The 26,837-nt window shown below is 35.2% G+C and carries 22 protein-coding genes and 1 pseudogene; 11 read left to right on the top strand and 12 right to left on the bottom strand.

The window, feature by feature from the left end:
• Window positions 1-67: 67 nt before the first annotated feature.
• The 8 genes and pseudogenes from OZP12_RS13310 to OZP12_RS13275 all read left to right on the top strand — a co-directional run bounded on the left by OZP12_RS13310 (window position 68) and on the right by OZP12_RS13275 (window position 12,020).
• Window positions 68-2,333, top strand: a pseudogene (locus OZP12_RS13310) (cation:proton antiporter).
• Between the two features lie 546 nt (window positions 2,334-2,879).
• Window positions 2,880-3,299 carry a chromate resistance protein ChrB domain-containing protein gene (locus OZP12_RS13305; protein ID WP_281225509.1) on the top strand — a complete coding sequence of 140 codons (420 nt, stop codon included), beginning with the start codon at window positions 2,880-2,882 and terminating at the stop codon, window positions 3,297-3,299.
• A 1,072-nt stretch (window positions 3,300-4,371) separates the two neighbouring features.
• Window positions 4,372-5,259 (top strand): helix-turn-helix domain-containing protein, encoded by an 888-nt coding sequence (locus OZP12_RS13300; protein ID WP_281225508.1) that lies wholly within the window; start codon window positions 4,372-4,374, stop codon window positions 5,257-5,259.
• Window positions 5,260-5,445: 186 nt separating this feature from the next.
• Window positions 5,446-5,838: a VOC family protein gene (locus OZP12_RS13295; protein WP_281225507.1), complete on the top strand. Its 393-nt coding sequence runs from the start codon at window positions 5,446-5,448 to the stop codon at window positions 5,836-5,838.
• A gap of 456 nt (window positions 5,839-6,294) precedes the next feature.
• A complete protein-coding gene (locus OZP12_RS13290) occupies window positions 6,295-6,876 on the top strand; it encodes a Crp/Fnr family transcriptional regulator (RefSeq protein ID WP_281225506.1) in 582 nt (193 codons plus the stop codon).
• Window positions 6,877-6,943: 67 nt separating this feature from the next.
• On the top strand, window positions 6,944-7,651 hold the full coding sequence (locus OZP12_RS13285) for a CPBP family intramembrane glutamic endopeptidase (protein WP_281225505.1): 708 nt from the start codon (window positions 6,944-6,946) through the stop codon (window positions 7,649-7,651).
• Window positions 7,652-8,124: 473 nt separating this feature from the next.
• Window positions 8,125-9,873 (top strand): CocE/NonD family hydrolase, encoded by a 1,749-nt coding sequence (locus OZP12_RS13280; protein WP_281225504.1) that lies wholly within the window; start codon window positions 8,125-8,127, stop codon window positions 9,871-9,873.
• 707 nt (window positions 9,874-10,580) lie between these two features.
• A complete protein-coding gene (locus tag OZP12_RS13275) occupies window positions 10,581-12,020 on the top strand; it encodes a serine hydrolase (RefSeq protein ID WP_281225503.1) in 1,440 nt (479 codons plus the stop codon).
• Window positions 12,021-12,481: 461 nt separating this feature from the next.
• Here OZP12_RS13275 and OZP12_RS13270 read toward each other — a convergent pair whose 3' ends face one another.
• Together OZP12_RS13270 and OZP12_RS13265 are read right to left on the bottom strand one after the other, a co-directional pair.
• A complete protein-coding gene (locus OZP12_RS13270; RefSeq protein WP_281225502.1) occupies window positions 12,482-13,732 on the bottom strand; it encodes a relaxase/mobilization nuclease domain-containing protein in 1,251 nt (416 codons plus the stop codon).
• A complete protein-coding gene (locus OZP12_RS13265; protein ID WP_281225501.1) occupies window positions 13,720-14,109 on the bottom strand; it encodes a plasmid mobilization protein in 390 nt (129 codons plus the stop codon). Before OZP12_RS13265 ends, OZP12_RS13270 begins: the two co-directional genes overlap by 13 nt.
• A 276-nt stretch (window positions 14,110-14,385) precedes the next feature.
• Between OZP12_RS13265 and OZP12_RS13260 the strand changes: the two genes are divergently transcribed.
• From OZP12_RS13260 to OZP12_RS13250, 3 genes are all read left to right on the top strand, one after another.
• Window positions 14,386-14,679 (top strand): hypothetical protein, encoded by a 294-nt coding sequence (locus tag OZP12_RS13260; protein ID WP_281225500.1) that lies wholly within the window; start codon window positions 14,386-14,388, stop codon window positions 14,677-14,679.
• A gap of 206 nt (window positions 14,680-14,885) precedes the next feature.
• The gene (locus OZP12_RS13255) at window positions 14,886-16,421 is read left to right on the top strand and encodes a MauE/DoxX family redox-associated membrane protein (protein ID WP_281225499.1); all 1,536 of its coding nucleotides are present in this window, start codon (window positions 14,886-14,888) and stop codon (window positions 16,419-16,421) included.
• Between the two features lie 73 nt (window positions 16,422-16,494).
• Window positions 16,495-16,776 (top strand): hypothetical protein, encoded by a 282-nt coding sequence (locus OZP12_RS13250; RefSeq protein WP_281225498.1) that lies wholly within the window; start codon window positions 16,495-16,497, stop codon window positions 16,774-16,776.
• Between the two features lie 406 nt (window positions 16,777-17,182).
• Here OZP12_RS13250 and OZP12_RS13245 read toward each other — a convergent pair whose 3' ends face one another.
• The 10 genes from OZP12_RS13245 to OZP12_RS13205 form a co-directional block, all read right to left on the bottom strand.
• On the bottom strand, window positions 17,183-18,193 hold the full coding sequence (locus tag OZP12_RS13245; RefSeq protein ID WP_281225497.1) for an NAD-dependent epimerase/dehydratase family protein: 1,011 nt from the start codon (window positions 18,191-18,193) through the stop codon (window positions 17,183-17,185).
• Between the two features lie 64 nt (window positions 18,194-18,257).
• A complete protein-coding gene (locus tag OZP12_RS13240) occupies window positions 18,258-18,833 on the bottom strand; it encodes a Crp/Fnr family transcriptional regulator (RefSeq protein WP_281225496.1) in 576 nt (191 codons plus the stop codon).
• Between the two features lie 774 nt (window positions 18,834-19,607).
• Window positions 19,608-21,125, bottom strand: a complete 1,518-nt coding sequence (locus OZP12_RS13235; protein WP_281225495.1) for a serine hydrolase domain-containing protein — start codon at window positions 21,123-21,125, stop codon at window positions 19,608-19,610.
• A 97-nt stretch (window positions 21,126-21,222) separates the two neighbouring features.
• A complete protein-coding gene (locus tag OZP12_RS13230; RefSeq protein ID WP_281225494.1) occupies window positions 21,223-21,762 on the bottom strand; it encodes a helix-turn-helix domain-containing protein in 540 nt (179 codons plus the stop codon).
• Window positions 21,763-22,021: 259 nt separating this feature from the next.
• Entirely contained in the window at window positions 22,022-22,156 is a 135-nt protein-coding gene (locus OZP12_RS13225; RefSeq protein WP_281225493.1) for a hypothetical protein, read from the bottom strand.
• 42 nt (window positions 22,157-22,198) lie between these two features.
• Window positions 22,199-23,008: a phospholipase A gene (locus tag OZP12_RS13220; RefSeq protein ID WP_281225492.1), complete on the bottom strand. Its 810-nt coding sequence runs from the start codon at window positions 23,006-23,008 to the stop codon at window positions 22,199-22,201.
• A gap of 41 nt (window positions 23,009-23,049) precedes the next feature.
• On the bottom strand, window positions 23,050-23,865 hold the full coding sequence (locus OZP12_RS13215) for a hypothetical protein (protein ID WP_281225490.1): 816 nt from the start codon (window positions 23,863-23,865) through the stop codon (window positions 23,050-23,052).
• A gap of 108 nt (window positions 23,866-23,973) precedes the next feature.
• The gene (locus tag OZP12_RS20645; protein WP_432419529.1) at window positions 23,974-24,204 is read right to left on the bottom strand and encodes a 3-oxoacyl-[acyl-carrier-protein] synthase III C-terminal domain-containing protein; all 231 of its coding nucleotides are present in this window, start codon (window positions 24,202-24,204) and stop codon (window positions 23,974-23,976) included.
• Between the two features lie 402 nt (window positions 24,205-24,606).
• The gene (locus tag OZP12_RS13210) at window positions 24,607-25,440 is read right to left on the bottom strand and encodes a universal stress protein (protein ID WP_281225489.1); all 834 of its coding nucleotides are present in this window, start codon (window positions 25,438-25,440) and stop codon (window positions 24,607-24,609) included.
• 84 nt (window positions 25,441-25,524) lie between these two features.
• Window positions 25,525-26,793 (bottom strand): TolC family protein, encoded by a 1,269-nt coding sequence (locus OZP12_RS13205; RefSeq protein ID WP_281225488.1) that lies wholly within the window; start codon window positions 26,791-26,793, stop codon window positions 25,525-25,527.
• Window positions 26,794-26,837 lie beyond the last annotated feature (44 nt).

Genomic DNA, 26,837 nt, shown 5'->3' with positions numbered 1-26,837 from the left:
ATTCGTTTTAGGCTTTCAAAATCTGTTTTCATATTTGCATAGAATTAATTTGTTTTAATGAGAACTTATGAAAAACATCACTAAATCCTTTTTTTATTTGATTATTATTGGCGGTTTCTCAGGATTGATCTATTGGATTATCCAGAAGGGAAAAATGCTTGAAGTTGGAGGCAACGTAGTTCCCCATTATATCGAAAATGGATATTTGGATGAATTTAAAACATCCATGATGCACAACTTGCAACATCCTTTGGCTATTCTTTTGGCACAAATTATAACAATCATTTTGGTAGCCCGTTTTTTTGGTTGGGTTAGCCGAAAAATTGGCCAGCCAACTGTAATAGGCGAAATGGTTGCTGGTATTGTTTTAGGGCCATCGTTGATTGGAATGTATTTCCCTGAGTTTTCGGGAATGTTGTTTCCGAAGGATTCGTTGGGGAACCTTCAGTTTTTGAGCCAAATCGGATTAATACTTTTTATGTTTGTGATAGGTATGGAGCTCGATTTGAAAGTACTAAAAAATAAGGCGCATGATGCAGTGGTGATTAGCCACGCCAGTATTATAATTCCTTTTTCTCTAGGTTTGGGTTTGGCCTACTTCATTTATCATTCTTTTGCGCCTCAGGGAGTCGAGTTTATTTCTTTTGGACTGTTTTTAGGGATTGCAATGAGTATTACTGCGTTTCCTGTTTTGGCGGGAATAGTGCGGGAACGCGGGATTCACAAGACAAAATTGGGGGCAATTGTTATAACCTGTGCCGCTGCCGATGACATTACAGCATGGTGCATTTTGGCGGCAGTTATTGCGATTGTAAAGGCAGGTTCATTAACTGGTTCTCTCTATGTTATCGTGTTGGCGGTAATTTATGTAATGCTGATGCTGAAAGTGGTTCGTCCTTTTCTCAAAAAAGTTGGCGATTTGAGTTCAACTAAGGAAAGTTTGAGCAAACCAGTTGTGGCGATCTTCTTTTTGACATTGTTGTTGTCTGCTTATGCTTCGGAATTAATCGGGATTCATGCTTTGTTTGGTGCCTTCCTAGCGGGTGCAATTATGCCTGAAAACAATAAGTTCCGTTCTATTTTTATCGAAAAAATTGAAGATGTTTCGGTGGTTGTCCTGCTTCCTTTGTTCTTTGTCTTTACAGGTTTGCGAACCCAAATTGGATTGATTAACGATCCTTATTTATGGAAAGTTACGGGAGTTATTATTTTGGTTGCGGTAGCTGGAAAATTTTTTGGGAGTACCTTTGCAGCAAAGATTGTCGGGCATAGTTGGAAAGATAGTCTGTCTATTGGGACATTGATGAATACAAGAGGTTTGATGGAATTGGTCGTGCTGAATATTGGTTATGACCTGGGTGTTCTTTCGACCGAGATTTTTACGATGATGGTAATTATGGCTTTGGTGACAACGTTTATGACTGATGTTGGATTTGATAAACTATATTTTTAGGGACAAACTTACTATTATCCCCGAAGAAATAAGCAGTAAGGGTAAATACAAAATTCTTATTTCCTTTGTATCACCCGACAAAGGGAAAACCTTGTTGAAAGTGGCCAACAGTTTGGTTAAGAAACAGGGGGGGAACACCATTGTTACCGCAATGCACCTGTCTTTAACTTCTGAGATGCATTCCTTTGATGTCAAAGATCAAGAAAAGGAAGCTTTTTTGCCCGTTGTTTCTGAATCAGAAAGGCTTAACCAAAAAATCACTACTCTTTTTAAAGTGTCAAATGATATCGATTCTGAAGTAACGGAGACGGCAAATCACGGTGAATACGATTTGTTGTTGGTTGGTTTGGGACATTCTATTTTTGAAGGGACATTGCTCGGAAAAGTACTCGGTTTTACGACGCGAATTATTAACCCCGACCGTTTAATCGATAAAATTACCGGTAAAGAAGGATTATTCGAGAATTCCCCTTTTGATGAAAGAACCAGACAGATTGTGACAAACAGTAAAATGCCGGTTGGAATCCTTGTCGATAAAAAGTTAGAAGAAATAGATCGTGTCTTTATGCCAATTTTTGCTAAAGAAGACGGATTTCTGATCGAGTTTGCACAAAAACTGATACATAATAACGGTTCCCAGATTACGGTTTTGGATGACGTTGGAGAAGCAAGAAGTACTAGGGATATTCAGGAAGCGGTTCGTGCGATTGAACAAATAGCGCCCAACCATATTATGATGATGCAGGAAAGAACAATAAAAAAAGAGTTTTTGGAACAACAAGATTTAATGATCATTAGTCTTGAGAGTTGGAAAAAACTGATTGATTCCCACAGCACTTGGTTAAACAATACGCCATCGGTATTGATTATTAAACCGTAAATACATTAATATTGGGTTTAGCGGTTATCGACACTGTTCCAAAAGTGTTTAAGTTGAAAAGTCAAGGCTTCGGTTTTTATAATCGGAGCCTTTTTGGATCGGCAAACAAAGTCTGGAGAATAAGTTAAATTATTTTTTTGTTTGCTGATCTTAAGTAAGCTAAAAAGATCATTATGAAATTCTAAAAGATTAAAAAAGGCTTTATTTGTATTTGTCCATTAGTTTCTTCATATCTTCTTTTACATTTACATCCAAGACTTTGGTGGATATGCAAATAAAAAGAGGAGACTATGATATGGGTTAATAATTCTATTTCTGAAATTCTAAAAGTAGTTTAAAAAAATTGAAGTTAATACCTTTTAGTAGTTCTATTTAAACAGCTAGGTTGTAATTTTTTTTTAGTTGACAGAAAGTTTTTTTAAAGCTTGTATAAAATGGTTCGAAAACAGGTTCGTAAGGGCCCGATATTCCAAAAAAAATGTAGCCTGTAATATTTTTAAAAAAATAAAGTAGCTTTGAAGAATCAAAAATTCGTAATTTTTTAAAATGAAATGGATTACTAGAGAAAGACCAAAAATAGACCGAATTGCATCACCTTGGCTCATTAAAAAATTTGTTGACAGTGAGGCCGAATTCATTTATGTCCCTTTTAATATTGTTCTGGATAAAGCAAAAGAACTGAATGCTATTCCTTTCGATATTCCAAATGTAGAGTTTACCCACTACAATGAACAAAGCACTTTTGATTACATTGTCAAAAAATATGAAATTGACGATCCTGCCATTTCAATTATGGCAGCAATTGTCCGAGGAGCGGATACTGACAGACATGATATCGCAAAAGAATCTGCCGGGCTTTGGGCTATTTCAGCCGGACTTTCTTACAATATAACTGATGACTATAAATTACTAGAAGAAATGTACTGTTATCTTAACAGAAAAGACAAAACCTACCACTGGATTTAGTTTTTCTTTGGAAAATAGCATTTAAAAACAGATCCTTTATACTTATATTTTCCCTTAAAGAAATAATAAAAAGAAAACGAAGATATGCCGGGCTGCTTCAGCCTGGCAAAAAGACCTCGGCATAATGCCTTGTTCGGACCTCACAAGCCACCCTTCGGGACTTATTCCGATTCCTTTTGGCCTGTCTGCACCCCGTCCTATGAAATTGCTTTCTTTTTCTTTTTTCCCATTTTCTGTTTTCTTTTGAAAAATAAATTTATTGGTGCCTGTACAGGCTCAGTCACAACTTAAAGATTTTACTTCAGTCAAATCTTTAGACCCCACTTTGCAATAAAGACATTTTTATGCTTTTAAAAGCACTTATAAAAACATATACTTGCCTGCATAAATAGATACTTGCACACTTGTATTCCTACATGCTTACGTGCAGAAAAAGTTGCTTTCCAACATTCCTACAAATATTCCTATATACATACCTGCATGCTTGTGTACATAAAAAGTTGCTTCCCAACATTCTCGGCACTTATATACTTGAAGCCTTGCTAGCATAATTAAGTACTTAAGAGACACTCATCACAGTTATTCCACCAATAACCTGCAGCCAAGGAACTATCACAAAACAATTTAATAATCCCACCATTAAATATAAAAAAAAGGGCATTGAGCCCTTTCAATTAAAAATCATCGGTAATAATATTTTCATGAAAAAATAGCAAGTTGTGTTCTGACCTGCTTGAAATACTTTCAGCAGATCAAAACCACTTGCCTTTGCAGGGGCTGTAAAAAAAAACTCCAAAGTCATTTTTTTAATTAGTTGTATCGAATGTTTTTAGTATTAGCTTCCCTCTTTATAAGTTCCCCCTGAATTTTTAGTATCGATATCATATTAAACATCCTTTCATATTTAGGACGTTTTTTTTACACCATAATTGTTGCAAACAAAAGGGAACGCATTAAAAAAGACCCTAATCAAAACATTTGATAGTAAGGGTACTTCGAGATGGTGATATAAATTGACAACTAATCAGCCTAATCTAAAATTTATAACTTTGCAATATTCAACATGTAGAATATGATTATAAAATCTTTAGAAATAGTAGATTTCATAGTAAAGCATTTATATTTTCAGCCAACTGATGCAGAAGACACGAATTGTTCAATCTTTCGGGTGAATGAATGTTTGCAAGTAATTGATGCTGTTAAACTCAATTTCTATTTAGTTATTTTATGCAGTAAGGGTAAGTGTGATATTTCTGTTGGACAGCACGACTTCGCTATACAGCCATCTACAATTTCTATTGTTCCACCACATACCGTTTTTTCTATTATGCATTTTTTAAAAGACTTTGATGCCTATTTTTTACTTTTTAAATCTGATTTTGTAAAAAAAGGATTTGTGAAAAGTGAGATTATGGAAGAATTGTTATTCATTAACCCAGATTATCCTCCAACTTTCGATTTGGAAAAAAAAGCCTTCGATGACACATTATATAAGTTCATAAAAATAAAAGAGGAAATAGGCAATCAATCGCCTTTCTGTATTGAAGTTTCACGACTTTATATATTGCAGGTACTTTATGATTATAATCGGATATGTGAAATATGCCTGCTGAACTCTGACAAACTTATTAACCGACAATATCAGATAATGTACGAGTTCAGAAAATTAGTAGATAAGAATTTTCATAAGTTCAAAACTGTAAAGGAGTATGCAGACATCATGTTCCTGTCGCCAAAATATATAAGCGAATGTGTGAAAAACCAGATAGGTGTGTCAGCACTTACTCTAATTCAGAACCGAATTATTTTAGAGTCAGAATTTCTATTAAAATACGCTCACCTGACCATAAAATCTATCTCTGACAAATTGGGATTTATTTCCACGTCTGCTTTCTCTCGTTTTTTTAAAGGAATAAAAGGCATATCTCCTGAAATGTATCGTAATAAACAGGAAAATTGACAACACAAACGGAATTTTTGCGATTGACTAACATAGCTTTTATTTAGAATTTTGTTTCATAATTTTAAGTATATTTTTATGAAAAGAAAAAGGTTAAATGGTTGTATATCAATTGCTGTTGCATTGGCCTTCATTATATCCTGTAACAATCAAATAAGTACAAAAAAATCCTAACAAAGAAAAAATATGAAAGCTATACAGTTCAGAATTGCAAGACCTACAAATAACTTGGCAGAAGTTGTCAAATTTTATCAGCAGGGTTTAGGATTAGAAGTATTGGGGAAATTTGAAAACCATTCAGGTTATGACGGGGTTATGTTGGGGTTCCCGGATAAAACATATCATTTAGAATTTACCCAGCATACAGACACAGTGCCTTTGCCGAAGCCCACAAAAGAAAATTTAACGGTCTTATACTACGATAACATCGAAGAATATAAAAAAGCTAATGAGCTACTACAAAAAACAGGGGTAACTCCCGTTGAACCCGAAAACCCTTATTGGAAAGACAAAAGCGAAACCTACGAAGATCCAGATGGCTGGAGAATTATTTTGTTCAACGGTGTTTATAATCCGTAAGTTGTTGTTGGTAGGTTATGTTTGCAGGCGTTTCATTGTATAATTTTGATGGACGCATAGATTTGCTGTAAGGAAGAAACCTATATGCTATCTACCCACAATCTTTTTTGTTACAAATTCGCTGAAAAAGAAATAAACATAATATGTTTCATCTGAAAAGTTTCGAAATACATTTCAACAATTCTCATAAACACCGAATCTTACTGACATTCCCACCCTATATTAATAATACAGAATCCTGCTGTAGAAAGGATTTAGCTAACATATTGTATTGTGCATATCCTGCAATTAAAGCTCTATTGAATTATCTTTACTGTTATTGTCATTCATTTAAATTTTATTCGGAGAAATACACTATTTTTACTCTATTTTTTAAAAAGTTCGATTACGAATAAGGATGATTTTAGTCAGTAATATGGCTGGAAATCTTAAATTTGCATAGATAAAACTGAATGTATGCCCACACCACAAGAAATTCAACAGTTTTTTTCTCCATTTTATAACGCTGAAAATAATATCTGGGAGCGCTTTTCAGAAAAAATAACTGTTAGAGAATTTCAGAAAAATTATGTCATAAAAGATTATCAGTGTGTAGAAAAATATTTGAATATTGTAGCCACAGGTTCTGTGGGACTATTCGTTTGGAACGGAAAAAAAGATATCTGCATCAACTTGCTTTATGAACAAAGTTTTATGAGTGATTATTTTTCTTTCCTTAAACAGCAACCTTCGGGCATTAAAACACAGGCATTGGAAGACTGTACATTATGGTCAATCAGCTATCCTGATCTTAACGAGCTCTATTCCCTGAATGAAACTGGATTAAGGATTGGTAAAGCGATCCCTGAAATATTGTTCCTACGAAAACAACAGGAACAGATCAACCTTCTTACACTTAGCCCAGAGGAGCGTTATATGAACCTCATTAGCCAGCGTCCCGAAATTTTTCAGCGTACACCTCTTAAAATAATAGCTTCTTACCTGGGGTTAACTGCGGAAAGTCTTAGCCGTCTCAGAAAAAGAGTTACTAGGAAGTAAAACTTACCCAACGTCAAGTTGATTTCACTTTCTTATAATTAATTTTGGATGATCTAATTCAAAAAATATGAAAGAAAAAAAACGACTTGGGAGCATTATCATTTTTTATGTTATTGCCATTATTTTTCGCTTTTTGGCGGTTAAAACCAATCTATATGGTTTTATCGACAACCAATTTATACAAATTTTACTTCGTGGAATAGGCCCCGCAATCGGCGCTTTTGTTTCGGTTAAATTGTTTAATATTCCCTTAAAGCTTTCCTTGAAAGGAAATTATCAAAATTTATTTTTGCCTTTGTTTGTTTTCTGGATTTTCCCAGTCGTTCTCATTGGAACAGTCAACTATATTCAGCAGGAACAATTTCCTTTTGCGCTGCTTTTCACGGTTTTGGTATATGGTTTATTGGAAGAGATCGGTTGGCGTGGATTTTTGCAAGAACAGCTGAAAGATTTACCGAAACTTCAAAGTATAATTATTATCACGGTTTTGTGGTTTATCTGGCATCTGAACTTTGAGTTCATCGGTTCCAATATGATTTTTCTCGGTGTCTTGTTTTTGGGTACTTGGGGAATTGGCAAAGTATACAATAGGACATATTCATTACTGGCAGTAGCTGGATTTCATTCGCTGAATAATTTTTTTAGAGATGGTCTTCACGAAAGAGAGCTGATATTAATTACGGTATTGCTGTTGATCTGGATTGGCTTTATGATTTGGCATAACCGGAAGCTCAAAACGAATACAGAAGAATCATCGCTTACCAAACACTCATAAGCCATTCCAACGTTGGGGATATGACGGTATTGTTCCCACAGAAATATCCGGATATCGTAAGTCGCATCATTACGCTGGACAATCGCAGAATGGCTTTTCCTAAAGACCGGAACCTCAAGATATATTCTTTACGTTCCAGCGATCAGCCGGCAGATGAGGGAGTAATCCCTGTAGAGAGTGATCTGAAAAAAAGGAGAATGACCATTATCAGGTTACCAGATGTAAAGCACAATGATATGGATGATGATGCCAATGCTGAGCAAAGGAAAGAAATTCAAAATTATATATGGGGCTTCCTGAATGACTGAATGTGTTTGGCTATGAAAACCATGCAGGAGCAAAGTAAAAATTTCCAGCAGATGGAAGATCATACAAAAAAGCTATACATGATGGAATTTGCTGAAGGATTAGTGATATAACAAAGATATGGAATTATAGAAATAATGATGTTCAACTTATAAAGAAGAGTAAATATGTTAAATAAAATCATGCTGGTTGTCATTGTTGTATGGCAATTATTCCTTTCGGTAAGTGCCCAACAAACATTATGGGGCAATCGGCAGGAAAAGGAAGGAATATACAGTATACAGGATAGTGTTATGATCCATACAAGGGATGGAGCGGAGATTTCAGCAATGATAGTACGCAAAAAAAATGATAAAGTTCCACGACCTGTTGTATTACAATTTACAATCTATGTGCGGGACCAGGGGCGGGATATACAGTCGCTTAAAGAGGCTGCTGATAGGGGATACGTTGGAGTTATGGCTTATACAAGAGGTAAACGTTTCAGCAGATCCGATATTTTTCCTTATGAAACCGATGGAAAAGATGCTTATGATGTTATTGACTGGATCAGCAGACAGTCTTGGTGTAACGGGAGTGTTGGGATGTATGGAGGCAGTTATAATGGATTTACACAATGGGCTGCGGCAAAAAAACGGCATCCGGCCTTAAAAACCATTGTTCCTTATGTTGCAAACCGTCCGGGAATGGGACTTCCTATGGAGAATAATATTTTTGTTAACCCCAACTATGAATGGTCTTTTTATGTAGGAAATAACAAATACCTTGACAACAAAACAGGCGATGATCGACAACGATTCCGCAATATGATGTTCAAATGGTGGGAAATCGGAGCAGCTTACAATAAAATGGATAGCATCGACGGAACGCCCAACCGGCTGTTCCAGCGCTGGATCAGTCATCCCGATTTCGATGCGTATTGGCAGAATATGGCTCCGTACAAGAATGATTTTGCCCAGATCAATATTCCTGTTCTGGCTTTTGACGGCTATTACAATGATTCGCAGAATTCGGGGATTTATTACCTCAAGGAAATGAACAAGTACAATCCCAAAATACCGGTGTATCTTGTTATCGGGCCTTATGGACATTTCGGTACACAATCGGGGGGACAGGAAACTATTAACGGTTATACCATCAGCAAAAAAGCCTTATTCCCCATTAAAGAGTACACATATCAATGGCTCGACTATGTGCTGAAAGGTGCTGTGAAACCCACTTTTCTGAAAGATAAGATCAATTACCAGGTAATGAGTACAGATGAATGGCGGAGTGCTTCTTCACTGGATGCGATGCATAATGACTATCTTAAATTTTACCTGAGTTCGGAAAAAGTAAGAGAAGGTTTTTCATTGGATTTAAAAAAGCCAAAGAATGAGACCTTTCTAACACAAGAAGTGGATTTTGCCGACCGGGAAAATAGCAATAATGATTATTATCCTGACCCTATCGTACGCGACAATCTATCTGGTAAAAACGGTTATGTTTTCATCAGCGAACCCATACAGCAGGCTGTGATCGTCAATGGATCGTTCAAAGGAAATATACGGTTGAGCATCAATAAAAAAGATGCCGACATCGGTGTCACGCTTTATGAACTAAACTCCGAAGGAAAATATTTTCACCTTTCTTACTACATAGGGCGGGCAAGCTATGCCAAAGATATGACTCGGAGGCAACTGTTGACACCTGAGAAGAAAGAGATCATAAAGTTTGAAAACACCCATCTGGTTAGCAAACAGCTAGAGAAAGGCAGCCGGCTTGTAGTGGTACTGAATATCAATAAAAACCCATTCTCAGAACTCAATTACGGAACAGGGAAAACCGTGAGCAGCGAAACCATTGCCGATGCAAAAAAACCGTTGGTGATCAAATGGTTTAACGATAGTTTTGTGGAAATTCCAATCTTGAAATAATCTATATAAACTTTAGGAAATTAAATAAAAATCAGCTGGAGTTGCTATAATAAAAGATAAGCTACAAATTCCGTTAACATTTAATTCAGATTAAAATTGTCATCAAGGAGTAATGAATTTCTCCAAAAAATATAAAAAGTGATATAATGTTAAATTTAAAAGCAGCTTCTTAAGAAATTAAAGATTCTTTAAGGAGATATAGTTTGAAAACAATAGCCATTCACCAGCTTTCCTAAGTTTTTCATCGTACACCTCTGAAAATAATTGCTTCATATCTGGGATTGACTGAAGAAAGCATGAGCCGACTTAGAAAAAAAGTGACCGGGAAGTAAAACTTACCCATCGTTAATTCTTTTTAGCTTTCTTATGATTAGTTTTGAATAATGTAATTCAGATAAAGAATAATGAAAGAAAAGAAACGGTTTGGGAGCATTATCATTTTTTATGTTAGTACATATTTTTATTGGCTGTAGCAGGCTTTCATTCCCTGAATAACTTTTTCAGGAACGCGCTACATAGAACCGTACTGGTTTTAATTGCTATACTATTAGCAAGCTGGATTGGATTTATGCTTTGATATAAGAGGGGTAAAACAATAACCGAACCAGTAAAGTAAAAGTACTTCAAAACGAGGAGACAATAATAATCTATTTGTTGAGAGTCATATACTATTTTTTACTTAAAGAACATTAAAACATATCAATATTATGAAATACATCATCTTAATTGTCTTAATAATTACTGGAACATCTTTGTCTGCTCAAAATAAAACCGATGTTATTGATGTAATTATTAAAAGAGAAATGAGCGAGAGAAAAATACCAGGGTTACAAATAGCAATTGTTCAATGCGGAAAAATTGTTTTAAATAAATCCTTTGGTGTTGCAAATATTCAGGACAATATTCCTGTAGATAACCAAACAATTTTTGCCATCAATTCATGTACAAAGGTTTTTACTAGTGTGGCCATTATGCAACTGGTTGAAGATGGAAAGATCGAGCTATCGGCACCTATTTCTAAATATTTAGACAATCTTCCTATAGAGTGGGGACCTGTGAGAGTTAATCAGTTACTGACTCATTGTTCAGGATTACCCGATCTGCTAAAGCTGCTTGACCCGTATACGGGGGGCTTGGGAAGTCTGAAAAATGAAGAAACCATATGGGAAAAATTAAAATCCAAACCTTTGGAATTTCAACCTGGTAAGCGTTTTAGCTATAATCAGACCAACGCGTATTTATTAGGAAAAATAATAGATAAATTCAGAGAAAAGCCCTTTGCGGAAGTTTTTTCAGAAAAACAATTTAAACCTGCAGGTATACGCAATACCATTTTTGGTGATTCCCGCGATGTGATACCACATCTTGCACCAACTTATTTTTACAGAACAGAATTGGACGGACAAAAATATAAGGAGAAAAAAATGGTAAATAATTATTACGAGTTCCCCTATTTCAGAAGAACTGCTGCCGGGCTTAACAGTACTGCAGAAGACATGGCACAATGGGTTATTGCATTGCAAAACAGCAAACTCTTAAAATCCAAATCAACTTTAGAAACAATGTGGTCTCCAATTCAATTTAATAATGGTGAAAATACTCCGTGGGCACTCGGGTGGGGATTGGCAAAATTTCGCAAACATCATAGGGCTATAGGTATGTCAGGTGGTGGACGGGCTGCTTTTCTTATTTATCCCGATGACGACCTGGCGGTAATTGTATTAACCAATCTCGGAGGCGATTCTCCTGAAGATTATCTGGAAGAATTAGCGGCTTGTTATATCCCTGATATTTTAAATGCAGATCCATTGACTTTTTTGAGAATAAACTTGCAAAAAAGCGGATTCGATCAAGCCATTAAAATTGTGAAAGAACAACTTAAAAAAGACCCTTATTTTATACCAAATGAATTTGAAATCAACGAATGGGCATACAGAATGATGCAAAAGGGTCAAATTAAAAATGCTTTGCAGGTCTTTAAATTAAATGTATTCCTCTTTCCAAACAGCTCGAATGCTTATGACAGTTTTGGAGAAGCCTTATTGAAGGATAATAACAAAGAGGAAGCTATCAAAATGTATAAAAAATCCATCGAATTGGATCCAAAAAATGAGAACGCTAGCAAAGTTTTAGAAGGTCTATTATAAATATGATGGAGTTCCTATCTTTGTTAGGACGCAATTTATTACCCTCGTTACAGATAGTAAAAATGGCGGTAAAATCACCACCTATGAAAAAATAATTTATTTCTATAATGGTAAAGAAAATAAACTATCAGAATATAATAGCATAAAAAAAGATGTGTTAGAAAAATACAAATATCTTTCAGATTGTAATACTCCATACAATTCAGATAAAGTATTTGAGGTAGCATACAACAATAAAACATTTTCGACAGTAAGTGCTAAAGAGTCAACGATTTACAAAATAAGTGTTTCGATTTATAAGAAAATATAAAATTTTATCTTAGATATATAAACAGAAATAAGAGAGAAATTATATTTTAAAAATTGAATAGTTTTCAAAATTCTTTCTATAGTTTTATCCAAAGTAATGGACATGCAAACAAAAAAGGAAAATATCTTCAAGGGGTATCCTCTTGAATTTTTTAAATCCCTTTTCGAATTCTTCTCTTCTTTTTCTTCTTCAATTGCTTAGGTAAATAATCATAAGTCATTTCCGGTTGCAATAAAGAATCGATTAGTTTGCAAATTGCCAAAACATCCAATGTTTTTTTGGAATTATTTTCAAGGGTGAAAGCCTTTAGTCTTTCGGAGAGTTGCTGTTTATTTTCAGCAACGATAGGAGGTTCACAACGTTCCAGAATCCCTTTCGCACTATATTCTTTTCCCAAACTACTCCCATTAAAAATATTTTTGGTTACATGATCCACATAGGTTATCCCATATACTAAACCGGTTTCATTTTTTCTGAAAACCGTGCGGATTCCCTCTTTTTCCAACTGTTTGGCAAAACGGTCAAGCGATAAATTATGTTCTCTGATAAAAGTCATTTGAATCGTGTTTTTTAGCCGTGTTTTATCTGAAACTTTTCGGGTTTCGTTTGCTTTAAATTTGTCTTCTAAGAATTTCAAAGTCGGCTTAGTGTAAAAGTCACTGGCCTTGATCGGCACTCCGATTGGTTTTGCATTTTTGTCAAGGATTCTGTAAAGAAGGCCATTGTTTTTAAATACCCTGGATCTTTCGCTTCCCCGGTCAGCCTTAACATTGTACAACCCGAGAACGGCATTAAGCTCGGCAAGACTGGAATATTTATAATCAAACAATACCTTGTTTAAAACGCCATTGATTGCCTTTTTAGATTCAGTTTTTCCGTAATCTATTTTTCGGTTCGCAATGGGCTGTAAAGAAAACTGTTCGTTTGTTTTTTTGCTTTTAGCTTTTACAAGACCAAAAGTTTCTTCTATTTCTTTTCGCGCTTTTTCGGATTGATTTTTACCAATATTTTGCATGTTAATTCTACTTCCGTCCGCACGTACTTTTATCGAAACGATATGGATGTGAGGATGCCCCGAATCGTTATGTTGGTAAACCAAATACGGCTGTTGTCCGAAGCCTATTTTTTCCATATAGGCATTGGCTATATCCATCAGTTTTTCTTTCGAATGGTTTTCTGAAGGATCAAAATTCAAAGAAATATGAACACTGTTGCGTGTTACATTATCATTTAAGGTAACTTGATTTAACAATCTGTTTAACTTCATGGTATAATTCATTTTTTCCACGTCAACAGGATAATTACCTTCTCCGATGCATACAGCAATGCCTTGGGAAACTTTGTTCTCATTATAGTTAAAAGAGCTCCTTACAGAGTGTCCCGTTTTGATTATTGCAACCATTTTTGAGCTAGTTTTTCAATATGGTTTTGAATAGTGGCGACCAAATCAAAAAATGTTTTTTTATCCTGCTCATAAGAGACAATCCAGTACCTGAATTCGGCAATCTGACTAAGCGTGTGCAGCTTTTTAACGGCTTGGTTAAAGTTGTTTCCTATGGCATTTAATTCAAGGCGAAATTGGATCAGCTCGATCATTGTTTCGTCCAAAGACTCATTGCGGTATTTTAAAACAACAGGCTGTTGCAAGAGATTTTTTCGGGCATAATCGCTTAGTTTACGGCAGGTTGATTTTTTAAATCGGTCGTTTAGGGTTTCAAATTCACCTTGCGTTAATCTCAAATGGAGGAATTTGACACGGTTAACACTTTCTTTTTTCATCCTTTTTTCATCATTTATCAATTTCATTAGCATTAAAAACGTTGCAGTACCACTGCCCACGAGTTCCGAGTAAAAGGGCAGCAAGATATCGGTTGTGATACAACCGGACATCTTGCCGACTGCACAAAAAACAGCAGTCTTTCAGACTTTTATTACTACAACTAAATTAGAAAAGCTTTAACCACTAAACAATCCTCACTAAATTTTGAATCGAATAAAATCAGTGCTTGTTTCTACATTTACAACAGATAAATTATTAATTAAAACGTGAAAATTATGATTACAAAGAATGATGTTTCCAAGGTGTATGATACGGTTTTGAGTATCCCTGGAATGAAAGATGTAGTGAAGATTGATTTGAAAATTTCACGAAAAAATGTACTGCTATTGCATCATGTTATAGAACGCGGATTATCGACTACTGAGGATGATGGATCATCAATTCTCTTGGCGAGCATTGCTCAAGAAAATCTGCAGGAACTAAAACTCTTGGCAGAAGAATGTCTTCAAAAAGCAGGGCTTACAGAACTCAGTGAAAAGCTTACTATATTAAGTGAGACAGGAAAGTAAAAAAGGAGGGATGCCAATATAAAACGGCTTATTGGCATCTTTCTTAGTAAGTTCATTTTAACGCTTTATCGTTATTTTTTGTTTTTAACTAAAATTGAATGTTTTTGAAAAATCATGGCAGGTTTTTGGTAACAACCTGTAAAATAAATGATTGTAGTTTTGTTTCGATTCAAATCTTAATTGTCTAAATCGAAACTTCAAAAATCATGGAACGGAAGGAAACTATTAAAAGTAGAATTGTAGAAATAATTTGTCTGTTGTTTGTATTGTTATTTGTCTATGCAGCAGTCAGTAAATTATTGGATTTTGAGAACTTTCAAGTCCAGTTGGGGCAATCTCCATTACTAAGTGCTTTTGCCAGTTGGGTTTCCTGGTTGGTTCCAATTGTTGAATTGATTCTGGCTTTGTTACTTCTTTTTCCCAGATGGCGTATGATCGCTCTTTTTGCCGCTTTCAGTTTAATGCTTATGTTTACGGTATACATTCTTATTATTCTGAATTACAGTTCCTTCATCCCTTGTTCCTGCGGCGGAATTCTTGAAAAATTAGGATGGAAAGAACACCTCATTTTTAATATAGTTTTTATAATACTGGCGGCTGTGGGTATACTGATATTGGCCGGCGGGGTGTCATGGACACATCGTATTTCGAAACCTGCTGTACTCGCCAGTATTTTTTCGCTCACCACTTTTTTTAGTGTTGGTACCGTTGCTGTATTGTTCCTGTTATCGGAAGACATTATACATCATCGCAATAATTTTGTTCGTCGTTTTCCGGGGAATGCCACGCAAGTTAAAGAAATCGATCTCCGGTTTAGCTCTTATTATTTTGCAGGAGAGGCCAACGGCAAAATATATCTTGGTAATTATACCGCTCCGCTTTGGGTTACCAGATGGGATACCCTCTTACAGAAAAGAGATAAATTTAAGATTCATCCCTGTCGTACAGATTTTCCTTTTCAATCAGTACAGGTTCGTGTTTTACCTCCCAATTTTTATCTTATTGATGGGTCTGTTCCCGTAATTTTTAAAGGGAAGATAAAGGATTGGAGAGGGGATGTGAAATGGAATGGGACAACTACTTTTTCGCACTATCAGCTTATGGATTCACTAACATTGGCGATCCGTTCCAATGACAATATAAAGGGTGAAAGTCAGCTGGGATCTTTATATTTTGGGAACAAATCTAAAGCTCGTTTTAACGTACACTTACTTCAAAAACAGATAGATGGTATTTTCGATGTGGATGGAATGCTCCATTACGACTCAGCCCTTCAGAAACTGGTATATGTTTATCTGTACCGCAATCAATTTATTGTGGCAGACAAGACGCTTAATTTAAACCATCGGGGCAAGACTATAGATACAATTAACAAAGCCCAAATAAAAGTGGTTAACGTAAAAAGCAGGCACGAGCGGAAGCTGGCAGCACCTCCATTAATAGTAAATAAAACAAGTGCCGTCTGTAAAAATTTGCTGTTTGTCAATTCGGAATTGCTTGGAAAATATGAACCTGCCGAAATGTGGAAAGAAGCAAGTATTATTGACATCTATGATCTTACTACCAATTCCTATCAGGGCAGTTTTTATATCTACAATATTGGAAAAGAAAAGCTCAGGCATTTTATTGTTCGGGAAGGTAACTTTTATGGCTTTATCGGGCAGTATTTAGTTCATTACAAACTAAACAAAAGGTTAAACAACCTGTATCAAAATAAAAGACAATATAAAATTCGTCATTAATACATACTGCAGTGTCAGGGATGAGATCGAAAACCTGTAACAGAGTAGATCATAACTATTAAAACTATTTATTATGAAAACAATTTTTTCAAAAAGATTTATGGCACCGTTGGTTGTCATGATCTTAGGAGGAGCAGGAGCATTTGTGACCACTTCTATGAGTAGTACAAAATCGCTTGCACCAGTTCCTGGGTTTGTTAAACTCGACCCAAACGGTGATGAATGTGAGGAGCACGATGAGTGTTCCACAGTGAATAACGGAATTATTTGCCGTGTTGGATATTCGCCAGCCGGTGCACAATTGTATGATAAAAATTCGGCAGGCCAATGTACTGTGCCGGTTTATCGTCCATAGTCCCGTTATTTATTAAAAAGGCAATGCAGTTCTTTGATTGGAACTGCATTGTTTTTTAAACAAATGTCATGTTCTGATTAAAAATCAGTCCGGTTTTTTATCCCCTTTTAGATAATGGTCAAACCACTGTTCAATACTATGTGTGCGGTGTTACTTATTGAAGTGATTTGAAAGCGTGTCATGAGGATAAACGATCGATGAATATCTGTCGTAAGCTAGAAAAAAACACGGATTAATCTCCGCAATGAATAAGGGACAAAAATGGATAAGAAAGCATTCTGCAAGCTTAGATCAAGCTTCAAAATGATTTTTAGTAGTATAAAGTAATACTTAAATAAAATAGTTTAAAATCATTGATAGCAAATATATTGAAGTGATAAAAAAAGAAGAGTACATAAATTGTAACTTACAGTAAATCTTTATGCTCCATAAGATAGGCCAATGCTTCTTTTACTGCTTTCTCATTACTTTTAGGATTAAAACCCAGTTCGCTTCTTGATTTAGAAATATCGAAATCTTGTTGTAGACCAGAAAACATTGCAATATCTTTTGTGGTTAGTACAGGTGGTTTTCCGCTTACTTTAGCGGAAATCTCCATCAAGCCTGCTATAGCATACAATATAAACTTTGGAACAGAACCTGGCACTTTGAGTTTTAGCTCGGGATAAAGCTTTTGAGCTAATTTTGTGGTTTCCGTAATGGTCATGCATTTTTCATTGGTCAGAATATAACGCTCTCCCGACCGTCCTTTTTGTGCGGCAAGGTAACAACCTTCGGCTACATCTTTTACATCCACCCAATTCAGAGTAATCTTAGTATCTACCGGAATTTGTTTGTTCAAAATCAGTTTCAAAACACCATAGGAAACATTCAAAGGAAGAAATGCTTCGCTTCCAATCATTGCGCCGGGCATAACTGATACTAATTCAATTCCTAATTCTTTAGCCAGTTGGAAAGCCAGCTTTTCACCATCATTCTTCGAATTGTAATACATATCCCTTCGGTCTGGATTATAACCGTAACTTTCTTTGGTAGGGAGCTTGGTGTAATCCAGGGCAGCGATAGAACTCACGTAAACAATTCTTTTAACCCCCGCTTCTGAGGCGGCTTCTATCGTATTGCGTGTTCCCTGCATATTCACATCGTAGATTTCTTTTTTAGGGTCTTTAGCCCACAATTTAAAAGCTGCGCCTACTGCATAGAATGTATCAACCCCCTCTAGGGCTCTTTTAAAAGAAGTTTTATCAGTAATGTCCGCCTGAACAACTTCACAATCCAAGCCTTTGAAACAATCATTGTTTTTGATATTGCGAACGGTAGCCCTAACTTGATATCCTTTCTTTAGTAATAACCTCACAAGGTTGTTTCCCAAATGGCCATTGGCACCAGATACCAATACTAAATTTTTATTTGTCATATCCATTGATTTTAAATGATAGCACAAAGTTCTGCCTTGCTCATTTAAAATCACTTCACAAATGTTACCTAATAATCTGTTTTCGGATACGGCTCAAACTTTTCGGGTTCATGCCAAGAAAAGAGGCGATGTATTGCATTGGAACATTCTGTAATACTTCGGGATGCTCTTCCAACAGTTTTAAATATCGTTGTTCCGCTGTTAGTGTAGCCAACTCTTTTGAGCGTGTTTCATTATAATATAATGACTGTTGAAAGACCAAAATGCTAAAGTCTCTAAATGCAGAACTCTGTTGAATAAGCTCCTCTAAATCCGACTTAGTAATACGTAATAATTCGCACTCGGTAATGCATTCTAGAATTTCATCAGATTTTTTCTGATTCACAAAATTGGAATAAGAGGTAATGAAACCAGGAGGACAATTGATATGTGTGGTTACTTCATCATTTTTATCATTATAATGGAATAAACGGACAAATCCTGAAATTATTAAATACAGATACCTGGGTACTTTTCCTTCTTCCTCAAGGATACTATTTTTAGAATAGAGTACTGGTTCAAAATATTGAATGCACAAATCCTTCTCCCAATCAGAAAGTGTAAACCTTTGCGTAATAAGTTGGATAAGTTGATTGTGCATAGGACAAAGGTAAAAAATATGTAGTCGAGACTCAATGCGGAAATGAGCTTTTTTAAATCATTTAAATTTTAAGCTTCTACGTCAAACTCGGCTACCCAAGCCCATTGATTTACATATTCTTATAATGACTTTTTAAAGTCTTTAAATTCAAGTCATAATAGTACTATTTTAGAATGCAAGGAGAAGATGATATCAGAGGCTTAGTAAGATTATAGAATTTAGGTGAGCAGTCAGCATACCGCTCATGTTTATGGATTGTTACTGGTTCTGCTATGGGCTTTTTAGAAAACAAAGATGGATATTATCAATCCAAGTGGAGCGCAATTGTATAACAAAAATTCGGCAGATCAATGTACTGTGCCGGTTTATCGTCCATAGTCCCGTTATTTGTTAAAAAGGCAATGCAGTTCTTTGATTGGAGGGCACTGAAAAAGTCTTTTTTTTAAGATTAATTGTTAACAAGAGGAGTAGATAATCAAATTAAAAGAAACAATAGAGGATACTTAGGGAAATTTTACTTTATCAAAAGACAGAGATGCCAAAATAGGTCATAAATCCGCTAATAGTTTTTTCTTTGGATACAAGACTCATTTAGCAATGACCGAAGAGCATATCATTACAGCAGCTGTAATAACCTCAGGAGAAAAAGGAGATGCCAATTATCCGCATTTGCCATCCAGACAATAGCGAATTGGCCGAACAGATCATTTAGGTGCCAAACCTAATTCCCATTAAACCAGCTCTGCAAATAAATTGCAGCTAAACAACTTCTTTTTATCTTTTATTCCATAAATCATTTCCAAGATAAAGTTGTTTGGTCAATAATTCCTCATATATACTGCCTGCATTATCGCCATTTAAGAAAATTACATAGCCATTTTTTGATTTAGGAAACCATATAGCCAATGAGCTTACACCAGGGTCTTTTCCAGTATGTAATAAAGCAAATTCATCGTTGTTAAAGTCGGTTAAAATTTCCCAACCCAATCCGAAGAAGTCATTTTCTTTAAGTTTTGCATGATGTTTTATCATTTCCTGATACAAACTTTCATTAAGTCCGGCTCCATTGATCATATACTCTAAAAACTTCCCATAGTCTTCAACCGTAGTTAAAAGGTTTGCTGCAGCATTTGCCTCATAGTATTTTTCGATTTCTAATTTTTCTCCCTTATCGTTGAAGTTTTGGGCATATCTGGTTTCGTCCATTTCCTTGTCCCACCAAAAATGAGTATCTGACATTTTTAAAGGGTCAAATAAGAGTTCTTTTGCAAGCTCTTCTATGCTTTTACCAAGTTTATTTTCAATGGCATTTCTTAAATATTCAAAACCTTCACCCGAATATTGGTATTTTGTTCCCGGATCAAACTGAAAAGTTAGTTTATTTGATGGAGTCAAATAACGCCAATTTGGAAAACCCGTCTGGTGTGTTAAAATTATTTTTGGTGTAAGCTTTTTATATCTTTTGTCATTTTTAATATCTGGGTCAATCCAATATTTATATAAAGGCTCGTCTAAATCCAGCAATCCCTTGTCAATTAGTTTCAATACAGTGAGCGTAAAAATCGGCTTTGTCAGAGACGCTACTTTAAAAATGGTATTATAGGGTGCAGTTTTTTCTTTATCTAAAGTTCCATAAACTTCAATTTTGGATAATTTTCCACTTTCGATTATCCCAATTCCCAATGCAGGAACATTATTTCGTTTTAATAACTTTTCAATACTATGCTTATCGGTTTCAATAAGTGTGTTTTTATTGTCATAACTCGTGATTTCGTTACTGCTCTTATCGCTCTCAACAACTGTGTTTTGATGATCATAACTCAGGATTACGCTTAGTTTCCAATTATCATTATCCAAAATCCATAAATGGGTGAATTTTGCCGAGCTGGTCCATATATCTTCCTTACTTTTTTCTCTTAAATAGAAGTGATGGATTCCTTTTTGGATTGCCCCGTACAGTTTGCCATTGTTATATAGAGCAAAGACTTCTAAACTTTTTGCATCTACCTTACGGATTGGTTTTTTTTCTGAATCTGAACAAATGTATTTCTGCGTGTTCTCAAAAAACAAAGCTCTATTTTGAAACCCGATTTTGTCGTGGTAGAATTTTAAATCAACCGCTGTGTGATTTTTCAGGTAATCCAAATCACATTGATTGAATCCCCTCTCAAAGAAAATGCTGTCCTGCTTTTTAAGTGTTGCAAACAAGGCTGAACTTTTATCTACTTGTGCATTGGCGCCTAAAATAAATAATGCTGTAAAGGATACGATAAATAAGAATTGTTTTTTCATCTTTTTTTTTCTTCAAAGATGCAATAAAGAATCTTTTCCATCCTGAAAAACTACCCGACAATATCCCGACAATACCCCGTCAGCTTGGAAAAAAAACTCATATAATGCTAAAATTCAAACAAAAAAACAGTTTCCCTTTTTTGTCTATCTCGGCTGTATTTCTCAGGATAATCAATACATTGGAAAATACCAGAACAATCATAACAACTAAAATAAACTTACTGCCCAGTGAAAACCAGTTTTTAATAAAAGATGAAAGCATGAAAAGGATAACTGAGAAAATCGTCCATAAAATCTGGACAGAAACAATCTGTCTTGTCAGTGGGTTGAATTGCTTTTTAACAAGCATAATCATAAGAGGGATAACAATATTTATTGGAGGGACTACAGTAAATAGTAATGAAGATAAATTAATTACTTTAAGCAGTGTCAGGTTTATTTCGTCAGCAGTTTCCTGTTTTTGAAGCAGTTCGTTTTCTTGTATCCCTAAAGCTTTGGCCAATATTTTCAGTGTTTGTCCTTTTGGTTCATTACCCGATTCAATTCGTTGTATGGTTCGTACAGAAATTCCAGATCTATCAGAAAGTTCTTCCTGGGTCAGGTTAATTTTTTTTCGAATTTTATTAAGCTTTGACATCTTAGCCGCTTTTTTAACGTTGCCTAAATTGTATATTACGAAATAAATATCAGCCTATCCACCCAAAAAAAAATAAGGTAGGATTAACACAACTTGATTTCGTTTCACATCTTTTCAAAAATAACCAAAAGATTGTAAACCACACAAGAATATATTACGTCTGAACCGCTTCCAAACCAATGGACTTGAAATACACTGTAAAAAATATCACCAGAAACGCCATTTAGTCCATGCAATAGAGCCTCATAGAATACATTCCCTAAATTATTTCCTTATCTTTAACAGCTGTATAACAAGCTTTGTTCTGCTTAACTTCATTACAGCCAAATATAAAAAACAGAACTGCTGCCATAACTATCCCCCTTGTTCCATGCTTTACTATTTCAAATTTCATAATCTTTTTTTTAATTAAACTTCTTCTTTAATTTCTTTAAAATCAGTAAAAGCGGTAAAATGTGGGTTTAATGATAAAACCTGCCCTAAGCATTCCACGTTCTGATTTAAAATCAATAAGACTCTCACTATAGCCCTGCCACCATTGGAGAGTTATAAGTTGATTTACTTTTTTTGAAAATTTATAGCTGATTCCAAGATTTAAGCTTCCCTTAAAATTCCAGTAAGCACCTTTTCGTACTGTCACATCAACAAAAAATCTGTCGTTGTAGGAGATCCACTGCAGCTGTCCTTCTGTATAGCCGATATATTTTGGCAGAGACGGATTATTTTCCAGTAAAAATGGCAACCAGGCTTTTACGGTAACTATCAGTTCAGGCGAAAATACTCTTATAAAACCAATTGATATCATATTGATGCTTCTCGAGTAAATACTGTCGCGTCCATTTGATTCGTGTTCAATACCATAAGTTAATGCACCAAGAAACTTGTCATTATGAAATACCGGTTTAAGGAGCATTAGCCCGGGGTTATAGTTGCTTTCTTCAAACGGACTGGAAACTTTGTACACTTTCCAAAATGATTTCTGTGTATAAGTCAAATACGGATATGCACCAAATATTCCGGGTTTATTTGATAATCGCTGTTTGAAACTAAATTGAAACTTAGCATCCATGCTGTTTCTGGTAGGGGTTTCACCCAAATGAACACCTGTTACAAAATAATTATCTTTATATATTGAAAATGCGGGAAGTTTGGTAATTATTTTATGGATTGAATCTCTGTCTACTGAAAATTGGGCATAACCACAGCTAAAAAAGAGTAATAGTAATAAAATGAAGTGTTTTTTCATGAGAGCTTGGTGCTAATGGTAATCTGGTTCTGGCTAAGTATCTAGCTAATACTTTCAAAAGTAATCCTGCTCTTTCCAGTTCCGATTAATTCGATTAGTGCCACAATATGGGCAATATTGCTCACTTTTAGAATATCAACTTCCCGAAGTTCCTTTTGAGCACTTTCATTTTTTATTTTAACAATAAACTTTCCTGTAAATTCAGTAGTCCTTTCCCGATTAGAAGATTTACAAAATACCTTTCTGCATCCTTCATGAAGAAGTAATTCTGTCTGAGAAACTTCATTAAAAAAAAACAGTCCGGTTCCATCAGTATTAATCTCCACCTGTTGTCCCCTGAAATTTAAAAGTTTGATTAAAGCATCTAAAAATATAAGCACGCGTTCAAAATTGATTTCAGCAGTACTCAGATTTAAAATCTGACCGTTACACTTATGATGCGGAAAAACTCCGTAAGAGTTTCGAATTACATGATATTTCTTTGTTTCAAATATAATAGTACATGGATTATGCAGTTGATCAGGTAAATGCAAAATAAAATTTGGGTCATTCATAATACTTACGGCTAAATCAAAATCCAGTCTTGAGTTAAAGGATTTCCTAAGTATGTTTTTCTTTTCGATGAGCGGAATTTTAATACTTTTTACTTCCATAAAAGCATCTGTTAATTTGGGAAGAGGCTTTGGTTTTAAATTAAAACTTCTCCAATAACTGCTCACCGGCAAAGGGACTTTCATGGCAATACAAGCCTTTTTTACATCAGATTTTGCAATGCTATATTTTACGGTAATCTGATTTAAAGGATTTTCCCAAACTAATTTATAAAGCTCTTGCCTTGTAAATTCAATGTTGTTCATAATCAATATTTTAGCACTTTTAATAAATTGTAAATTCGGCTTTCTTCTACTAAAGCATTTTACAAGAAAGCTTCTTATTTCTCATCACTCCCCATTTCGTATAGGCAGCTACCTATGAAAAACCGACGCAAAAGTTGTAATCAATACATTTTGTCCGATTCCAAAATCATCTTTAAAATCCCATAAACATAATAGGGTGGTTGTGGAAGTTATATTCTCGTATTTCTGAATGTTAATTTTTATCCTGGATTTGTCTATACCCAGATTTGAACGCACAACCTCAATTATCCGGAGGTTTACCTGATTCGGTATTACCCAGTCAATATTACTACTGCTAATTCCGGTTCTTTTTTCAATCCATTGTTCTGAAGTTTCTTTTTTTTAGAAATTTTTTCATTACCTAAAAAGAAGGCGGCACAGAACCGCCGACAACTGTTATGACGACATTCATAAACTATTTTTTAAGTGTTGTTTTTTATCTTTCTAATGTGTTTATTTCAAAAAGAAAAAGTAAATAGCTATTTTTTAATCAATTATTCCCTTTTAAAATAATGGCTGCCGCTAGTATCTATAAAACATTTATTTAATAAAAAACCAATAAAAAGTATCCCAAGCATTTTATCGATAAAGCAGCCACCACTAATCAATACGGAGACATTGCCTCCCAGACAAATAACTAAGTAATATGAAATAATTACGACGGATTAAATGGTAAATCAATCGGTTAAGACCTATGATTTTTTAATGATGAGGAAAAGACAATAACGGGATATCTAAACCGGATGCCATTATCCTTGTTTTGCTTTTGTGAATCAGGGAATCCCAGAAACCATATTTTTTGGGCACCATAACCAAAATATCTGCCTGATAATGTTTGATTTCTTTTTCTATTTCATGAATAACGGCATTTGATCGCACTGTTTTATAAATGTATTTCACATCCTCAAACTCTTTTCCACTTACTCCATTCGTTACTAATACCTTATCTCGTTTCTTAATTTCAGCAACACTTTCATCGACACTAAAAAGTTCAATCTCGATATCAAGACTTCTTATTATTTGCATAATCCAGCTGAATCTTTTAGTGGCTGGAAAACTAAGGGTGTCACAGGCATAAAGAACCTTTCTCACTTTTTGAAAACGGGCGTTCAGAGGCACTGCCAAAATAGGAACATCAATATTTTTAATGAACGATGTTGTAGTGTTGCCCAGTAAATCCTGCTCAAAAGAACGTTCTGCCATACCCATGACTACAAGCGCTGCGCCCGTACTGTCAATTAAAGCTGAAAGTTCATCTTCCAGAAAAGAATGACTACAGAAGCACTGGACTTCAATTTTAAATAAATCGGCTATTTCCTTTCCCAGCGTTTCTAGTCTTAAAACAGCTTTATCTAATTCTTTCTGCGTTTCTTCTGCGCTAATAAGCGAATTTGCGCTGTGAACACTTAAAACAAAGGAATTAAAGAGAATAAGTTTTGCATTTGTTGCTCTGGTAATTCCTGCGGCATAGGTAACGGCATTTCTTGCTGTATCAGAATAATTTGTGGTTGCGATTATGGTTAGCGGTGTGATCATAATTTTAAATTTTGAGATGCTTTTTGAAAGACAACAGATTTTTATTATAAGCAGAAGAAAAAAACTTCTGCTTATAATATTTAGTTAATATTCGCCAATTGCTTTTTTGTATTTTGCCTCACAGATTTTGTATCTGGCTTTTGAATCAATAAGGTCAGCGTATGCTTTCTGCCACAGTACCTGCGCTTCTAAAACGTCCTCTCCCAGAACAGTTCCTGCATCAAAACGATCTTGATTTAAACGAAGATTTTCATCAGCCTGCTTCAGTGATTTTTTGTTCAAATCGATTTGTGTGGCGGCCTGATTAAGCATCAACCATGAATTCTGAACCTCAATGCCTAATAGTTCTTTTGTTTCTTCCAGTTCAAATTTTTGCGCTTCGGTTACAAATTGCTGTTCTTTAACTTTCTGTTTCCTCGCTCCCCAATCCAGAATAGGAATTGAAACGGTTACTAATCCCACGAAAGCCTGCATATCATCGCTTCCATCAGAAAAATTAATCTTTTTCCCGTAAGACCCAAGACCGTTTGCACTTAGCGCTACAGTGGGTTTCTGGTCTCCTTCGAGTAATTTAGTCTGATATTCATTAACCTCAACTGACTTAATGAGGGCATTCATTTCCGGACGGTTATTTACGGCCGACTCAACATCGGCTTTACTAACTAGTTGAATATCATCTAAAAAATTGCCTGTTACATCGTATTCAACTGCTCTCAAACCTGCAATTTGTGACAGAGCCAGTTTGGTTAACGTTAAACCATCTTTTGCTTTTGTCAAGTTTAGGATTGCTTCGTTTTGCTGTACTTCAACTTTTAAAAGATCATTTTTATAAATTAAACCGGCATTAAAAGAGTTTTCAAGGTCTTTTTTCAGCTCTCCCAAAAGTTTTAAGTACTTTTCCGCTAGAACTACTTTTTCTTTTAAGTTCAAGACCTGCCAATACGCTGTTTCAGCATTTAGCAGTACTTCATCTTCGGTTAAATTTTTCTGAGCACTCTGTAGATCAACAATAGAACTCGTCATTTTTTTTGCAGTCTGGATTTTACTTCCCGCGTATAAAACCTGAGTTACGGTAACTAAGCCGTTAGCACTGTATTCCGGCAGTAAAGTTTTAAAAGGATCCGAAAGATACAGACCGATAACACTTGCATCTACTGTTGGTTTTACGGCTGCATTGGCTGCCTGATTGGCCGCTTTGGCTGCATTGATGCTGCTTTGCGCTTTTTTGAGTTTTTTGTTATTTTCCAAGGCCATGCTTCTTATCTGATCCAAAGAAACAGTCTCTTGTGCCTGAACTATTCCCGAGAGTAAAATCAGAAATAGGGTATATATGGTGTTGTGTTTGCTTTTCATGTCAATTCATTTTTAAACTGTCTTTCCGAAACTTGAATGACAGG

Origin of the sequence: Flavobacterium aquiphilum (genome assembly GCF_027111335.1) — a bacterium.
Lineage (GTDB): Bacteria > Bacteroidota > Bacteroidia > Flavobacteriales > Flavobacteriaceae > Flavobacterium > Flavobacterium aquiphilum.
This window is presented reverse-complemented; position numbering and strand designations above follow the sequence as displayed.